The sequence below is a fragment of the Planctomycetaceae bacterium genome (assembly GCA_041398825.1).
Taxonomy (GTDB): Bacteria; Planctomycetota; Planctomycetia; order Planctomycetales; family Planctomycetaceae; genus F1-80-MAGs062.
On sequence record JAWKTX010000008.1, the window covers coordinates 90,663 to 107,644 of the forward strand.

Genomic DNA, 16,982 nt, shown 5'->3' on the forward strand with positions numbered 1-16,982 from the left:
GCAGACCTTGGGATTGGGTTCAAACGGCGATTCCGAAAATTCACTTTCATCGTTGAATTTAAGCCGATCAATCGCAGCGGCTATTGCGGATGGACGATTCCCGCACCGCAGTGCACAAGAAAAGTATCCATCTCGTCCCAATAGCTGGTTACGAAGTCGAGAATGTCGTGTGCTTGATCGTCATGAAACAGTTGGTTGCCATCCAGCGGTGTCGTAATATCAGCGAAATCTAACTGGAGCAACGCGAATCAGCGATCATAGTCAATCTCAGCAGACATTGACTCCTGGCTGGAGGAATATGCACATCGATGGCGAGCGTTCGGCGGTCCAGTTCAAAGTCGACCGATTGCACGTGTTCGGTGTGGAATCGCTTGGCAATGGGAACTTCGATCATGATCCGAATCGCCTCGACAAGCAGCTTTGCCTCCTCCAATGTCAGCGGTTGGCTATGCTGCTGAACGGGCCGGCTTGAATGCTTCTCATTCTGTCTGAATGTTAACTCGGCCGTCGATCCGTCGCACCGCAATTCGACTTCCGTGGCTGAAAGCTGCAACCCCCTGCGAATCACCTGGATCACACGTGCCAATGTTTCAGATGTCTCCCTATTGGTAAAGACCGTTATCGTATTTGTTCGTCGAGGCGGTTTCACTTCTGCGAACAAGGACAAACCTCGATACGAATAGAGACTATCGAGCGACATACGAACGTTCGTATTCGTATTCGGCGTTGAACGTGCCGACATGGTTGGAGGCCCGCACTTTTCCCATCCTCCCGGCAACTCAACGGGTTGAACAAGCACACGATTCAAACCTCCGCCGTTAACGCTCTCGCTGCGATCAACCGCTACCATCGCCGTGAAGCGGCTGAGTACGTGGCATTCCAGCGATGTCGCCACAATCTGATTGTGTAACGCTTCCTGGTCATTGCCGATGGAAACACGATCTTCCAGTTGGCGGATCTTGCCGCGCCCCCAGAGACCCAACAGCGATTTATGTGCCTTCTCGTCTGGCGAGCGTGCCTCGACATCCATAGACCATGAGTGGCCTCCTGGATCGGTGCCGTGCAAGCGGATCGCCAGGCGATTCTCCTCTGCCGGCTGAAAACGTCCCATCAGCGTCACCGGCCGCCCTGCGAAAAGTGTCACTTTGCGTGACGGAACCAAGCTGCCGGGGACGGACACTCCCTGAAGCATTTCAATCCGCAGGTCGGTCAACACCGGTGGAGCGAGTATTCGTTGAATTCGGCCGAGCGCGTCATCCAAGGCCTGTTCCGATTCGACCAACTCACATGCGCCGTGAAACTGCTCGGCAAGTCGCCACAGAAACGCATCATTCACGGATTGGTCGATGCCCACGGGAAACAATTGAACATATTCGGAATTCTTTTCCGCGCGAAGTTGTTCAAGTACGCGATCTTCGCCAGCGACCTGACCGTCGGTAACCACCACGATGATCTGACGGCGAGACAGATCATGGCCATCGAAACACTTTAGCGCACGTGAAAGTGCCGTGGAGATTTCCGTGCCCCCTCGAGCTGTGATCTTGCCGATCCACTCGACCGCCTCCCAGCGCTGCTTGTTCCTTGCCGGCATGAGTTCCCCTGGTCTGGAGAAGCTCTCAATCCTGTCGTCAAAGGCCAGTAAATGGAAACGATCGTTGTCTTCCAACGCGTCGACCATGCGGCCCACGGCTCGCCGAGCAGCTACCATCTTCCAACCGTTCATACTACCGGAGCGATCGACCACGAACACGATATCGCAGAATCGCCGTGCGATCGATTCATCCCGTTTCGGCGGGACCACCGTCAGGGCGAACACGCCAGGGTGGCCCTCTCCGCAACGGCTAGCGACCAACGAGGTCTTCACCGATTCACCTGCGACCGGAAAGCGGAGGATGAAATCACGGTTCAAACGCTCTCCCGGCCGCAACCGGACCGTGACCGCCTCCCCTTCCTCCACGACCACGTTGTGTAAGCTGCATCTCATTTCCGTCATGCCAGTGATGGACGGGGAAATTGCCGCACGAGAGAACGTAACCCCCAGGGAAAGACGGACCGGATTGGGATATCCCGGCAGAAAGACGGGCGGAGTTACCCGCGATGCGTCCGGGACTTCGTTCGTATCATGGACTTCTCCCCAGCCAACGTCCATTCGATCGAGGGGCATGCCGGAAACATATCGAGGCGCAACGACGAGGGGAAACCGGAATTCGCCAATCCCTTCCGAGACGTCAATTGGCATGATCAGACCGAGTTCGATCTTCACGCGTTCGCCAGGGGGTAGGTTTCCGACCCGAAGGGTAAACACATTTGGTCGTTCCTGCTCGGCGATTGACGAACGATATCCATCCAGAATTGCTTGCTGGTAAGCCTTGCGGGCCGCTTCGCGTTCTTGCAATTCCGATTCGACAACGCGGCCGGCAACGCGCATCGTGAAACGCGTAACAGCAGCTCTCGACGGCAGCGGAAAGACATAGGTCGCTTCGACCGACTCCCGGGCGGAATTGACGAACACCTGGTGCACTGCGACCTCTGAGAATAAATCGTCTACCGTCGCCTGGATGTCGAGTTCCTGGAGCGGCAAGCATCCACTTGCAGACTGAAGTGAGCCCAGCTCACCATCTTCATCATCCCAGCCAGAGCGGCTTACATCGTACGTTGCAACTGAATTCGTCATGGCAATTCTCCTTACAAATTGATGGTCAACACCATCTAAAGCGACGACAAAGCCTGGTCTGGGGGAGGTTTCGAAGGAAGAGGAGCTGGAAAACGTCTGGGAACGCGAATAAGTGACCGAACGTCCCGGTGACGGCAGCCTCAACTATTTTCCAGGCAAATTCGTTTTCTCCGCCCAACCACGCCACTTCCACCGCTTTCCAGGTGTTCTTTAGTTTCACAACATCTGACTTTGGGAGACGATTGTGATGGTTCGATTCCTTCCGACGCTCGTGTTATTCACGCTTGTTTCGTGCGGCAATCAGGCGTCTGCCGAGCCAGCCGACTCGCGTGACGATGACTTCCTTCGCCAGGTCGCGTTGTCGACCGTCGTCGTCAATGGAAATTGTCCGGCGAGCGGCTTCCTGATTGATCGAGAACAACGCCTGGTCGTGACATCGATGCTTAGCGTTCTCGACAAAACCCACGTCTGGGTAATGTTTCCCGTGGTTGAAAACGGCCAGGTAATCACGGAAGGCCCCTATTACGGCAAGCGACTTCAGGAGTTGCTGATCCCGGCGAAAGTGCTGCTCACCGACTACCAGCGCCGAATCGCTTTGATTCAGCCGGTCCGTCTGCCAAAGTCCGCCCAGGCCATCTCACCAGCTTCCCGAGAACCTCGAATGGATGACCCGCTGTATGCCATCGGCGACAGCACAGCCGATGGTCACCTTTTCGCCATCTTCCGCGGCCGGCTGCAAAAGAAATTGGAGCGGAAGGACGGAGTGGAACTCCTCGCGACGACGCTGCGAACCAAGGAAAACGATTGGGGATGTCCGGTGGTCAACGCATCGTGTGAATTGGTTGGTATGGTTTCCAACGCTCCTTACAACAGCCCGACGAATGACTCACCTCACATCGTGACTTTGTCCGAGATTGCTGCGGTAACGAAAAAAGCCGGGTTCGACCTTCAGCCGAAGAAAAGCCCTGAGCCAGAATGGATGGAGATCATCGTACGCGGCAATTCTCTCTGGCGACAATACGCGGACGAATGAGATCGTCTCCGGGGGAACTACGGCGAGGAAGCGTTCATTCCTCGTCGAGTGATCCGGGATCTCCCAGTAACGGCGAGGACTCTTCGAGTGTTAATGGGAATGTCGGTTCCTGCGGAGATGCGGAAGGGGAGACTAGCACCTTTGCATCACGCAACGCGCGTTGGCCGGTTCCGGCTGGAATCAATCGTCCCAGAATCACATTCGAATCGAGACTATTGAGGTCATCGCTCTCTCCTGCCCACGCCGCGTTGGCAAAGACCGAACGCAATTCCCGAAATCTCGCTTCGGTCAGAAAATCACCGAGACCGATGCTGGCTTTGGTCATTCCCAGGAGAATTGTCTCTCCGATAACAGGTTCAGCGGCCGTGGATTCCGGAAGTTGTCCGCCGTTCTGTCGCACCTTCTCACGGGCTTGCTCGAATACGTCTGTAGAAACCAGTTCGCCAACTTGCAGACTCGAGTCACCGCAATCCGTTACGCGGCATTGGTTTGACAATTCGTGATTCACACTCCGCAGCCTGGATCGTTCGACCGTAGTACCGACGACAAGTTGCGAGTCGCCTGCGTCGATAACTTTCGCGCGACTAAGCAGACGAGAAATGGCCAATTCGATATGTTGGTCTGCGAGGTTAATTCGATCCCGAATCAGTATCCCTTTGATTTGTCTTTTTAGATAGTCGATCACCTTCGAGACACCGCCATACTTCAGCACGTCGAAGGGGCTTGGAGTGCCGTCCGTCAGTGGATCGCCAGCGCGGACTTCATCACCAGGAAACACACGAGGATTCATCCAGACACGCTCCTGCAGCAGCCTGCCGTCAGCCGTAGAAAGCAGGATGTGATGTGAACCACTCATCTGCCGCTCCACCTCGACAACTTTGGCATCCGCGGGGGCAAGCGTCATGCAATCCCAGGTATTCCATGCTTCCAACAATCCCATTAGCTTCTGTCGTTTTTGGAATGGGCTGAGACCGATGGAAGCGACATTGCGCGGTGCCGCCGTGGCGAGGACGTTGCCAGGAAACACTTTTGCCGGCCCGATCGACCACACAACCGAGTTACACACACGAAAACCGACGCCCAAATAATGAACTTCTAACGCGGCTCCAGAATCATCGGAGATGACAATCCGCGGATGACGTGGCAAATCATCCTTTTGGATGACGAGCCGTTCGTTGTCTACCCAGGTATTTGCGGCATCTTCGCCGTCAAGATGAAATGTTGCGATTCCACATGAGCGAGCAATAACGTATGCGACGGACGCTTCGAACTCGAACACCGATTGATGCCTAATCACCGATTTTCCGTGTTCAACTCTTAGAGTCGCGCCGTGCGGCAACGGATAACTCTCGACAACGCTTCTCCGCGAATCGAGCAACTGCAATCGCCCGCCGTGGTTCAATACTCTTCCGTCTGCGACATCCACGTTGGTCAAGTCGATCGTTCCATCCTGCCTGGCATGAACTTCAACCGTCTCTCCCGCCGCGTAGCCGTCATGCAGTGACCGGCGATACTCTTCAAACGTATCATAGTCCAGCGGAACAGGCACGCCGTTATCCATTTTGGAAGGGCTCTCCGGCGGCTTTCCGACACGCGCCAACGCACCGGAGATGGCGAATACGGCGTGAACTCCAACTGCCGCGCCCATTTCAACCAGCTCTTGCGCTGAGTAGTCCATTCCGTAGCATCGCTGACAAAGTCCATTCGAGGCTTCACAGGTCATCGGGCTGCGGACTTGCAGGCTCTTGAATCCGATGCGTTCCAGCTTTTTCACGATCTTGTACGTGACCAATTCATTGGCGGCTACCACAATTTCAGAAGTGACAGGATCAACAATCGTTTCCAATGCGACGCGTCCGTAAGCCTGACGAAGCAGAGATTGCCGCACAACATCTCCATCATAGAATGGCAAGATGGTCACTCCATGTTGTGTTTCGCAATCTTCCATCGTGATCACAATGCCCTGCAATAAACTACTGAGCTTCTCCCAGTTGCTTCTGTTCAAATGGCGTTCACGATGGGTCAGAGAACTCGGGCGATCTATCAGTAGATGGTTCCAATAGTCGGTGATCTGCAGGCCTTCGCGCAGGTTCGTTCGAATAGGCCGGATGCGACCTTCATGCGGGTTACATGCGATGCCACACATGCCGCACAGTTTGTCATATCGAATGACATTGCCACGCTCGCTGGTTTTCGCCAATAGCGATAATATGTTAGCCCCAGCAGTCAGTTCCCGCGTTAGATCCTGATTGATTTGTTCTCGCGCGCTCACCCAGGCGTCCAATTGCTTATAGTACGACTCATTCGACGTTAGATAACCTCGCTCAAGCCACTTCAAGCAGTGAGTTCGCACTTTTTCCGCATGGTTGATGTGGTTGGCTTTCGTCGAGGGAACCGGCAGGTCTTGTATTCCCAGCGAGAGCCCGCTGCTGGTTAGATGCTGTTGGGCCAGCCGCGTGATGGATTGCAGGACGTCCATCGTTCGCTCGCGCCCCACCTCTCGGAAGCAATCGCTAATTACGCACAACAACAAGGTTCTATCAAGTTCGTGGTCATAGTAATCCATCTCCTGCGGCAGAACGTCATTGAACAACACACGTCCCAGAGTCGTGTCAATGATGCGATTGCTGTCTGATGCTGAGTCGGTCACCCAGTCAGACGTTCCCGTCTGCGATCGCTTTCCCGCTGCAAGTCGCACCCTCACGACTGCATGCAAATCGATTCGGCCGTGTTCCCAGGCGGTCACCGCTTCGTCCGGCGAGGAAAACACCATCCCTTCGCCGCGACACCCCGTTTTGGCGATGGTCAGGTAGTGACAGCCGAGCAGGACGTCGTTTTCGGGGATCAGGGCAAATTGGTCGGCTTGTGCGTCAAACAGATTGTTCGCGCTCGAGACCAATCGTCTCGCCTCGGTTTGTGCTTCGATCGAAAGGGGTAGGTAGACCTTGAGTTGCTCACCGCTGAATTCAACGCCAAATTGCTGCCCTATAAGAGGATGGATGTGGATCGCGTTTCCCCCCACTAGCCGCGGTTGGAAGGCCTGAATTCGTTGGCGTTTCACTATCGGCGGCCTGGACAACAACACCCAGTGCTCGCGCAGAAGATTCTCCAGGGCTTCCCACACAACCTCGGACTTTCGAGCGAGCAGGATGCGGGCATAGTACGACGTTTGGGCGTGTTTGCGGGCCAGTAAGTAGCGAATGATCAGCGGTTCGTAGAGCGTCAGCGCGAGACTCCTGGGCAGCCCGCATTGGTCAAGTCGCAACTGCGAATTGGGTACCACGACAGACCGTCCGGAAAAGTCGACTGATTTCCCGAGCGGAAATGAGGTTCGAAGATCGTGTTGAAGTTTTCGAACCAACGAAGCTGCTATTTTGTCGGGCGAATTCTGGGAAGCATTCGCGATGTCATCAAACAGCCTATCGACCACCCACTGAAGTCGAAACTTGCAGTCACGGACGATGACCTCTGGTAGATCCATCTTCAGCGCGCGCCGCATCTTGTCGTTACGATTGAGAACACGCCGATACCTGGTATTGAGATCGCATTCGGTGACGCCTGCGCCTTGCGTTTGCCTGGACCGCATGTAGGGTGGAACAACCGGCAGCACATCCAGAACCATCCATGAGGGATTATTTCCACTGGCCCGCAGTGACTCGACAACATGTAACCGCCTTTGGAGATTCGCCTGCTTTTGTTCTGAATCTGTATGCAACCGTTGCTGCCGAAGTTTGCTTGCCAGTTCGTCCAAATCTAACCCTTCGATCAGTCGTCGAACTGCTTCCGCTCCGGAAAGCGTTTGCAGTTGGCTATCCCCAAGGTCGTCCCGCATTTGCCGGACTTGTTGGTCCGTTACAATCTGGTAATGTTTCAGCGATGTTTGACCAGCGTCGATGACCAGATGCGCATGGTACTGCACCAGTTGGCGTAGTCTTGCTTTGGGGATGTCCAACAACTGGCAAAGCAGGGGAGAGAACGCCGCGTAGAACAAGGGATGGACCACGGGGCAAGCGAGTTCAATATGGCCCATGTGCGTCTGGGGCCGCGGCTGGAACGACGGAAAGTGATCGCATACATCGCAGTATTGATTCTTTTGTTCTTCGCCGAATCGCTTCCCACATTGGCAACGCCATTCCTGCAGGGGACCGAAGATGGCCTCGCAAAAAAGTCCGCCTGCGATCGGCCCGTCGGATGCGTCGAAACCCGTCGCCTTAGTCACTTCGCCAGAAGACCAACTCCGAATATCGTCGGGGCTGGCCAGCGAAATATGGATCGCTTCGATTTCGTTGACACGGCAAGATCTCGCTGTTGGGTCCGTCATGTTGCCCTCGATCTAAAGAAAGTCATGCTATTCCGGAAGTGATTCGGATCTCTCACCAGGGGCTTGCGTTGCGTAATTGAGGGAATTCCACAGATAATGTCGGTCAACTGATATTCAAAATAGGTTTGCACACATTCCAGCAAAACAGCCTGAGCAGCCACTCGCTCGGCCGGCCCGGTGGTCGAGAACCGGGGTGTGAAAAGACCTTGAGCTTTCGGCGTCAGGCATTTCATGCACTCATGAGAAAGATGGTCAACGAAGGTCGGCCAGTCATTATTCGATGAACCTGGAATGAGAATCTGGTGTTGGACTTCGATTCGCTTCGCTGGAATGATCAACCAACTGCTTGCGAAACCGTTCGGAATGCTGGTTCACGTGATGCGAGACGCCTTGGCAGATCGTCAGCCAGATCATGTCTGGCGACAAAACAACCGGTCGATGCGATCGACAGGCGGCCGCAATCACATTGACCAGGAGATGGCAAGACATTCCACTACAAAGCTCACCTCTTGGCCGAGAGCACGTCTCGATTTTTGGGGTCGACTTTTTCGCAAGATCAGCACTCTGTAGATCACCGTGTTGCTTCTCGTCCAGCGTTGCGGAAGTGTTTCGCTGAACTTCCTCGGTCAGCCATGCAGGCGGCTGCAAGTAGTCGTTGATCGTGTCAACACTCGGGACGACCTCGAACGGGTCGCCTTCCGGAGTGACTTCATTGACGCGAAAGGTGATACCAGAGAAAGGAGTCGCCAGCATGTCGCTTGCTTGGGAACTTAGGCTGGCATCCGTGCGAGTTGGTTCTTCTTGCTTTTCACCATTCATAGGAATGCACCGAACCAGGAATAGAGACATCTCGATATCGCGTGGCGTTGCCTAACAGGGGTTTCGGACCGGGACCAGGGCTGGGGACGCTATGAACCGTTGACAAAACACTGTCAACAGGTCCGCCATGTTTGACGGATCGGCCGAATGAAGTGCCTTGCTTAATCGCCAGCGAACATAGTGGTTTCGCACGATGCGAGGGAGAACGTCGGACGTTGTGGCGGACAGGCCAAGGACCGAAACCAGAGCTTCGGCCACGCTTTCGCGCAGCTCGGTCACGGAGCAGTCGAAAACCGGATTTGAATCCTGATCAAGCTCGTCATCACGATCCAGCAAATCGACAACGAATGGCAGTGAATCAATGGCTTTAGGACCGATGGCCCGCAACACCTGGACGGCATAATTCGAACCAATGGGTGAGTCGTGAATCGTAAGTGCTGCTAGTTCCGCAACGAGAGGACTTGCATCCGAACCCAGCGAATACAGCAGTTCCAGTACGGCGCAACTTGAAGGACCCCACAAGAAATTGGTCCGTGGCAACATGGCACCGAGCAACTGGACCAACTTACCTCGGTCGTATCCTCGTTCGCTCAGCAACCGACATGCGTTAATGTGCTTGGTGTTTTCCCATCCAACAGGGCTGTCGACAATCTGTTCGAGTTCCCTTACCGCGATCAACGGATTCCGTTCCAACACGCTTCTTGCCAGTTGTAAAGGATGAGGCCACGCGCTGCACAGGGACTCAAGGGAGGGACCGTGATAGAAGTTTCGATTCTTGATTTCATAGAGATAGCCGCGACAAGCGTCATGGATAACGGCCTTCGCAATACGAGGATCGTCTGGCGCAAATTTCAGTAGCGCCTCCGCACTGGCTTCTCCGCCACGGTGAGTCATCAGCTCCAGCAGTTCATCAATGTAAATCGCCGCTCCATCCCCAAGGGCGTAGACAGCACGCTCCGTACAATCATCGTACGAATGGTGTTCATGCTGGCAGAGCCACGCTTTTACTTCCGGAGCCTCTGGTTCTAGCGCAGGCAGAATACTCGCGGACCAGGCCTCCAGTTCGTCATCACCCGAATGTGCCCACATACGAACCGCCTCCAGCACAATCGGCACGAATTTTCCCAGCGAAATCAAGAGTTCGCGCGGCGGTCGCTCAGGCCTGATGCTCTTCGTATTTTCAATCGTGAGTATGATCTCCATCGCCATGCATCGAGCTTCGCTTTCGGTTAGGTCATCACGCTCGAGGGCCGCTTTGATCTCATGAAATCGCCTGTCCAGCGGCCTCAGTGTCTTTTGGCTCGCGTTGGTCCATTGGTCCAGGGCGTGTTTTGCTTCGAGCGCCACGCTGGGTTCGGGCGATTGCACCAGCATGTTGAGCATGGAATCCAGCCAAATTAGCTCGCAACAATCTTTGTCTTCCACCAGACGAGACAACAGCGACAGCTTTTGCGGATCGCCAATTTGATTAAGGTCTTGAAGTGCTTCCACGACAGCATTGCGGACCCCGCGATCAGGATGCTCGCAGCCCTTCTGCAGTGCTGGCAGTGGGTCGTCAAACCACGAAAAGACTCTTGATCGCTCGTAGTACGGAATCGCTTTACAAGCAACGCAGTTCAAGACGGCATCAATCGCCGGCATCGGCACCCAGTGAATCTTGTCGAGCATGTTGACCAAATAGTAATCGCTCGAACCGTTGAACAGGAGCCGCTCAATAATTAGCGGAGACGCCGTTCGGCCGGCGAGCACAATCGCGTCTGCTACTTCGGAATGACGATTTTCGAACTCCGGATTCTGAACTACGTCCAGACAACTGTTAATGACATCCTCCGAATTCGCCCCGATCGTTATCAACGACTGGACGGCGGCTCGAAAAAGCCCTGTATCTTCGTTCGACAGGTAGGGAATCAGCGTGCTTGCAACACTGCACGCCGCAGCACCAAGGTTGCCAATCGCCTGAATCGCTCGAAGCGTTACGGCTCGATTGGGATGATTAGCGAGCGATTGCAGCGTTTCGCGAGCGTGACCATGGTCAGGGACTTGAAGCAAAACGGCTTCGCAAGCCGCGACGCGCGTCAACGCGTGGCTATCCGCGAGACGCTCGACAAGTGCGTCTCGCGCGGCAACCGCGCCGGCTTCGTGGTACCAGGCGACAAACGATTCCGCAGAGCGACGTCGCCTTCGCTGGTCCGGACTGGTAAGTTCTTCCCTTGCCGCGTTGAGATCGGGGCTATTTATGGGTCCACGAGAAGTATTCACGGTGTTTGCGAGTCTCCGTTTCGATTCGCCTCAAAATTACCTGGTGGAAGTCGGCATGGGTTAGTTAAGCTCGGGATCTCGCTGTTTTCCATTCCAGCGGCAAATTCCCTGACTAGAGCCTGCAATGATCTCCAGATCGTCTTTTCCAAAACCGACGAACCAAATTCCGTTTGATTCGCCGTTGGTGTTCAGCACCGTTGCGAAGAGACTTCCCGTTTGCACATCCCAGATTTTGATCGAACCATCACGGCTGGCGGTCGCAACCCGCGTCTCCTGATGGGAAAACGCCAGATCGGTGATCTCCCCCTGATGGTCGTCGAGGATCGCCTGGATTCGCCATTTCTGCGCGTCCCAGATCTCCACGCGAGAATCTTCTTCATACGCGACGATCGCTCTCGTTCCATCACGAGAGAATCGTACCAGCGACACAGGGCGAGCGGTCCCCGGAGAAGGGGATCGTACTCGCGTGATTTTGCGCGACCCCAGGGATAGCGAATATACCAGATCGCTCTCCCTACGACGCCTCATCCAGTGGTCGATGACCTTCGGAAAACCTACCAGGACATTTTGACTTTGGTTATAGGCGAGACGTGAGATGTCAACGGCTGGCGAGTCTGCTTCCCATGGCGGGAGTTCTCCTCTCACCTCGCCTGTCTGTGCATCCAGTCGCAACATAGACTGCGACGCTATTCGCCTCACGATCAACTCATCCCCGGCGAAGCACATTGGCGCGCCAAAAGCGTTCGAACTCCAAAGTGGTTTTCGATTCGCCACGTCAATCACCGTCAACTCGGTTTGGCTCTCCGGGACCGATCGAGAAACAATCGCAACGCGAGAACCGTTCTCCTGGAGCGCAACTTCGTATTCGGTTGTCCCGTCGCTAATAGGAAGTGCTTCCTGCAGAAGCATTCTATCCCCTTTCAGGTCCCACACCTGGAGCGATCGGTCCACGGTAACGAAAACGATCACGTTTCCATTCGCACTCTTTGCCACTCTTGCGACCTCGTCGAACGACATGGGCCAGCCCTCTGGCATTGCGTCGATCGTCGCTGGATTGGGCAACTCAGCGGTGAAGAATTCGTTAGCGTCACCCAATAGCGATTTTCCCAACCAGAGAAGCATGGCATTGACTTTTGCGTCGAATGCAAGCTGCTGAACCTCGGAGGAGTTCGAGTTGAACAGCGCAAATGGGGCCCCGTCAGGAACTCGCCATACACGAACGCTTCCATCCGACAGGGCCGTCGCGGCCAGGGTTCTCGTGGCGTTCAATGCAGCCGCCGTAATCCGGACATCGACCGGAAGACGCAACATGACGCTGCCTACCGGTTCGGTAGAGTCACCACGCTTCACCATGAATTGCACATTCCGGCGGGAAGCACCAGTTTGCTCGCGAATCGTGTCGCTCTCCTGCTCGCCAAGGTCTTGTTCTTCAATAGAAAACGAAACAGGTTCCGGTGTATTGGACGCTTCGTCTGGGGACGACTGTTGAGCCATGATAACCGCAATCTTTGGGAGATTCAGTCCATCCAAGCTGGACGAAGTACCTGAAATCTCCGCCATGAAGGATGCCATCTTGTTTTGATCGATCGTTTCGAGCACCGTGCCGTCCGCAGATTGCAGCACCAGAAAGACGAGTTCCACTGAGGGTGGTTGTTCCTCCGGACTGAAACGCTCACTCGCTTCTTTCGGCTCGTCGCTCGCCACTTTTTGTCCTCGATGCAGATCCCTCAACGCGTCCCCCAGAGAAATCGTGCTCTCGGCAGGATGAACTTCCGCTTCCACCAATAATCGGCCCCCATCTGGCAGAAAGGAAACCGAACGTACCAGGTTCTTCGTTTTGTGCTCCCAGAGCACCGAACGACTCGGGACGTCGACCACTCGAATGGCCCATGCATAACCGTTTTGCATGAGTGAGACGTTTCGCACGACGGCGGCAATGCGACTTCCATCCGGTGAAATGGCTCCCAGCGTCAGCGCGGGTTGCCCTAGCTGGTCCAGGGAATCGTTGCGGGCTCGAACAGATAACAAGCGTGGCTGTTGACAAGCGTTCTTCCAGAAGGACCATTCGTAGCCCCGCAGATCTTCGTCGGTCGACAGGAGCACACGGTCTGCGTCGTTCAGTTCGCCCAAGTCATACAGCGACTCAATGAGCCGAATTTGGCTTGCATACTGGGGACGACGGAGTCTTACGTTCTGCTCTGCCAAACCAGCGTTTGCTTTGGCAAGATCCACTTTCGCGGAAAGCTCCGCACGACGTGCCAAATCCAAACGGATCGCTCCAATCGTTAGCAGCACACTTGCCACAAGCAAAGTGGCGAACGTGCTGGTCACCAGCACCCGGCGCCGCTTGACCCAACGACGAACCTGCTCGGCGATTGGCTCTGGCCAGGCATGGACCGGCTCATCGGCCAGCCACCGTTCAATCTCGTCCGCGATCGCACCTGCCGTCGCGTATCGATTGCCTGGAGATCCTGACATGGCTTTGAGACAGATCGCTTCAAGTGCTCTGGGAGTCTCGGGGCGAATCACGCGCGGATTCACAAATTGCCCTGCTTGAACTTGCCGCAACAGTTCCGACACCGAATCGCCATGGAAGGGAGCTTGTCCCGTTAACAGGTGATAGAGTGTCGCGCCGAGGCTGAAAACGTCGCTTTCCACTCCCACTCTTGAGCCGCCGCTGGCTTGTTCCGGGCTCATATAGCCCAGGGTGCCCGCGATACCTGACGCGTGGGAAAACGTCACCCCAGCATCTGTGGGCAACTCTTCGGAGTCGGCTGGTAGCTCGTCCTCGCTGATCATTTTGGCGAGTCCCCAATCGGCGACGAACACCTCACCGAAGTTGCCAGTCATGATGTTGTCAGGCTTGATATCGCGATGGACGACGCCACGGAAATGGGCATAGTCGATCGTTCGACAGATGGTGGAAAACTGGCCGAGTAAATTGCGGAACGCAATCGCCCGTTCCGATTCATGCGTCATTTCGAGCAGCTGACCAATCGCCCGATCAAACGTGCGTTCATCACGCAAATATCGCATCGCGTAGAATGGTTGTCCGCTCTTGTCATATCCAAACCCGTACAGGGGAATCACGCCGGGATGTTCGAGCTTACCAGTAATCCTGGCTTCCTGCTCCAACCGGCTTTGAGCCGAGGCGTTCCAGCGCCAGCGAGCTTTCAGGAGCTTAACGGCGACTTCACGATCAAGGCTTTTGTCGCGTGCGCGGAGGACATGGCCTTGCCCTCCCTCTCCGACAAGTTCGACGCTGGCGTACTGATCCGAGACGAATGAGAGAGGTTCGGCTTCGGCTCTTGCTGAATTTGGCAGATCGATAAACTGTACACCGAATTGTTTCAATGATTCGATATCGTTGCGAAGCGCCTCCCAAAGTTCACGCGGGCCCTGAGGGCTGAGCTGTTCCGGCGACAGATCTTCGCCCGTATTGAGAAAGCGTTGTTCCCATTCCTCAAGCAGCCTGTTGAAACGTGATTCCCGGTCTGCAGGAATGTCGTTCTGATTGTCGTCTTGCATGGCCGACTCGATGGGTTCATTCAACGAATGAATTAACATTTCACGCGTCTGTAGCGTCGCTTGAAGCAGTCCCGGGGGCAGTTCTCCCTAAATTCTGGATAATTTCCGGCTGGATTGCCAAGCGAAATTTCGACAAGGGGAAGCATTGGTTTGGTATTTCCCGGCGTGATATACTGCCTGGTCGGCCGTAACTTATAGGGGAAGTGTTCCAGATGAATTCGCCTGGTTCTGTAACGTTGATGATCGAAGATTGCCTGCGTGACATTGATGCCGGCGATACCGCCGCTTTCGAGCGGTTGATAGACGTCGCGTATGATCGGTTGGTGGAAGTCACCGAGAGAATCGTAGGTTCCATGACCACTGTGAATCGTGGCGTTCGGGTGAGCGACGTTTTTCAAGACTCTTATTTGCGTCTTCGCAGCGCGATGGCGAAGGACAATGTCAAGCCGAAGACCGCGGGAGAATTCCTGGGGTTGGCCGCCCGGCACATTCGTTTTCAAGTTCTTGACACACTGCGTTCCAGCCAACGCACGAGAGCTGACGAACTGCCTGAGGGACGTGAACCGCCAGGGCGTCAGGAAGCGGAAGACAACAGGGAGATGTGGATTTCATTCTTTGAGGCATTCGAAGAATTGCCGGAAGAAGAACGACGGGTCGCTGACCTGCTTTGGACGTGGGTCGAAGGCAAGGGAAACGTAGCAGTTCCCAATATGACTCAGAATGAAGCCGCGGAAGTGCTCGGCATTACTCGCGATCGGGTAAAAGACTTATGGCGGAAAGCAAGAATCAAAATTGCCCGCAAGTGCAAGGACTTTGATCTAACCTCGTAAGCAACTCCCTGCTGCCGATTACTCATAACGAAGAGTGCTCGCCGATAACTGGAGACACTTGCGATGTCAGAAACATCCGTTGGTTGAAATTCACGCTAATCTGATGCGATTTTGCATCCTGTTGATTTCCCCGCTGGTCCGTCATCCTAAAGCCGCTCGCAATCTGGAGGCAAACAGATGGCGTTGGGACGGCGTCGAGAGCAGCGGCAGCAGACGTTTTGATTTCGGCGGACGTGGACGCGGAGCCGCGGAACGTGTTCTATAACCGGTTGAATCGCTTGCTGGCCGAGATCGAAATTGATCGCCGACTTGAGGCAGCGGCCAAGCCGTATTACGACACGTCGGGCCGCAAGTCGTTCCCTCCGGGCGTCTACTTTCGCATGATTTTCGTCGGTTACCTGAAAGACATCTCGAGCCAGCGAGGTGAGGTGAAGACAGCTGCTGGCTGACGCGGTTTCTCGGCAGCGGCCCAGGCGAAGCGACGCCCGATCACATCACGCTTTCTTTGACGCGCAATCGTTTGCCTATTGAGATTCATTATCTGGCGTTTGAATTGGTACAGGCCGCCGTGCAGAAACATGGCCTGCTAAAAGGCAAAACGACTGATCTGGAGACGAACGCTTCCTTGAAATCGATCGTTCGTCGCGACAACGGCGGCGATGCAGCCATCCGATCACGGGTGAGACCATCACCAAAAAGACGAAGAACGGCAACCGCTATTACACCTACCACCGCTGTACCTATTACAACAAACGCGACCATCCGCGTATCCGCCTACCGGAATCGAAGATTAAGCAACAGGTGCTGGCCATCTTCGACAAGATGAAGGTCGAAAACGAAGAGGTCCGCGACTGGTTCCGCCCGGTGCTTACCTCCCAGACGAAGGACGCACAAGCTGACTCACTGTCCCAGCGTGCCAAGCTCCAGCGGCAAGAGACGCTGCTCGTCCAGCAGCAGGACCGGCTCTTGAAGATGCGGCTTAGTGAGGACATCGATCAAGAGACGTTTGCCAGCAAGCACACGGAACTCAGGGACCGGCTTGCCGCCATCAAGCCGCAACTCGATGTGGTAGACCGCTCACACGATGTGGTAGACCGCTCACACGATGAAACGGCTGAGCTGGCGGCCAAGGTTTTTGAACTTTCGCAAACACTTAAGCAGCAATGGCTTACCGCTGATTATACCGCAAAACGCCGTTTGCTCGAAATCGTGTTCTTGAACTGCACGCTCGATGACGTAACTCTTTGCCCCACAATAAGAAAGCCCTTCGACGTACTCGCCGAAGGGCTTGTTTCTGAAAAAAGTCGGGGCGACACGATTTGAACGTGCGACTTCCTGCTCCCAAAGCAGGCGCTCTAGCCAGGCTGAGCTACGCCCCGTTTGAATTGTTCTTGTCTGAGGACACGATTTTCGGGGGTGAGTTCGCACGAATTCACCACCTGATCCTCAGGCGAGGCGGGAGTGTAGCAGTCAGCAAAGTTTAATGCCAGAGTTGCTGGCCAGTCTCATTCATGGAAA

General features: G+C 54.9%; 9 protein-coding genes and 1 tRNA gene. 4 read left to right on the plus strand and 6 right to left on the minus strand.

The window, feature by feature from the left end; genetic code table 11:
* Positions 1 to 229: 229 nt before the first annotated feature.
* Entirely contained in the window at positions 230 to 2,674 is a 2,445-nt protein-coding gene (locus R3C20_15385) for a VIT domain-containing protein (protein ID MEZ6041886.1), read from the minus strand.
* A 247-nt stretch (positions 2,675 to 2,921) separates the two neighbouring features.
* Between R3C20_15385 and R3C20_15390 the strand changes: the two genes are divergently transcribed.
* On the plus strand, positions 2,922 to 3,707 hold the full coding sequence (locus R3C20_15390) for a hypothetical protein (protein ID MEZ6041887.1): 786 nt from the start codon (positions 2,922 to 2,924) through the stop codon (positions 3,705 to 3,707).
* 34 nt (positions 3,708 to 3,741) lie between these two features.
* Here the strand turns inward: R3C20_15390 and R3C20_15395 are convergent, their stop codons facing one another.
* The 4 genes from R3C20_15395 to R3C20_15410 all read right to left on the minus strand — a co-directional run bounded on the left by R3C20_15395 (position 3,742) and on the right by R3C20_15410 (position 14,673).
* On the minus strand, positions 3,742 to 8,028 hold the full coding sequence (locus R3C20_15395) for a hypothetical protein (protein ID MEZ6041888.1): 4,287 nt from the start codon (positions 8,026 to 8,028) through the stop codon (positions 3,742 to 3,744).
* A 273-nt stretch (positions 8,029 to 8,301) separates the two neighbouring features.
* Positions 8,302 to 8,781 (minus strand): DUF4419 domain-containing protein, encoded by a 480-nt coding sequence (locus R3C20_15400; protein ID MEZ6041889.1) that lies wholly within the window; start codon positions 8,779 to 8,781, stop codon positions 8,302 to 8,304.
* A 117-nt stretch (positions 8,782 to 8,898) separates the two neighbouring features.
* Positions 8,899 to 11,106, minus strand: a complete 2,208-nt coding sequence (locus tag R3C20_15405) for a HEAT repeat domain-containing protein (protein MEZ6041890.1) — start codon at positions 11,104 to 11,106, stop codon at positions 8,899 to 8,901.
* Between the two features lie 60 nt (positions 11,107 to 11,166).
* Positions 11,167 to 14,673: a WD40 repeat domain-containing serine/threonine-protein kinase gene (locus R3C20_15410; GenBank protein ID MEZ6041891.1), complete on the minus strand. Its 3,507-nt coding sequence runs from the start codon at positions 14,671 to 14,673 to the stop codon at positions 11,167 to 11,169.
* 173 nt (positions 14,674 to 14,846) lie between these two features.
* On the opposite strand from R3C20_15410, the gene R3C20_15415 reads away from it, so the two are divergent.
* From R3C20_15415 to R3C20_15425, 3 genes are all read left to right on the plus strand, one after another.
* Positions 14,847 to 15,464 carry a sigma-70 family RNA polymerase sigma factor gene (locus tag R3C20_15415; protein ID MEZ6041892.1) on the plus strand — a complete coding sequence of 206 codons (618 nt, stop codon included), beginning with the start codon at positions 14,847 to 14,849 and terminating at the stop codon, positions 15,462 to 15,464.
* Positions 15,465 to 15,718: 254 nt separating this feature from the next.
* Positions 15,719 to 15,913, plus strand: coding sequence for a hypothetical protein (locus R3C20_15420; GenBank protein MEZ6041893.1), 195 nt, complete (start codon positions 15,719 to 15,721; stop codon positions 15,911 to 15,913).
* Between the two features lie 352 nt (positions 15,914 to 16,265).
* On the plus strand, positions 16,266 to 16,787 hold the full coding sequence (locus R3C20_15425) for a hypothetical protein (protein MEZ6041894.1): 522 nt from the start codon (positions 16,266 to 16,268) through the stop codon (positions 16,785 to 16,787).
* On the opposite strand, the gene R3C20_15430 is transcribed toward R3C20_15425, so the two are convergent.
* Positions 16,769 to 16,843, minus strand: a tRNA-Pro gene (locus R3C20_15430). The two genes, R3C20_15425 and R3C20_15430, sit on opposite strands and share 19 nt — an antisense overlap.
* Positions 16,844 to 16,982 lie beyond the last annotated feature (139 nt).

Excerpts from the sequence above, each read along its gene's own strand:
- R3C20_15385 (MEZ6041886.1), bottom strand. The coding sequence starts at position 2,674 with ATGACGAATTCAGTTGCAACGTACGATGTAAGCCGCTCTGGCTGGGAT.
- R3C20_15390 (MEZ6041887.1), top strand. The coding sequence starts at position 2,922 with ATGGTTCGATTCCTTCCGACGCTCGTGTTATTCACGCTTGTTTCGTGC.
- R3C20_15395 (MEZ6041888.1), bottom strand. The coding sequence starts at position 8,028 with ATGACGGACCCAACAGCGAGATCTTGCCGTGTCAACGAAATCGAAGCG.
- R3C20_15400 (MEZ6041889.1), bottom strand. The coding sequence starts at position 8,781 with ATGCTGGCGACTCCTTTCTCTGGTATCACCTTTCGCGTCAATGAAGTC.
- R3C20_15410 (MEZ6041891.1), bottom strand. The coding sequence starts at position 14,673 with ATGTTAATTCATTCGTTGAATGAACCCATCGAGTCGGCCATGCAAGAC.
- R3C20_15415 (MEZ6041892.1), top strand. The coding sequence starts at position 14,847 with ATGAATTCGCCTGGTTCTGTAACGTTGATGATCGAAGATTGCCTGCGT.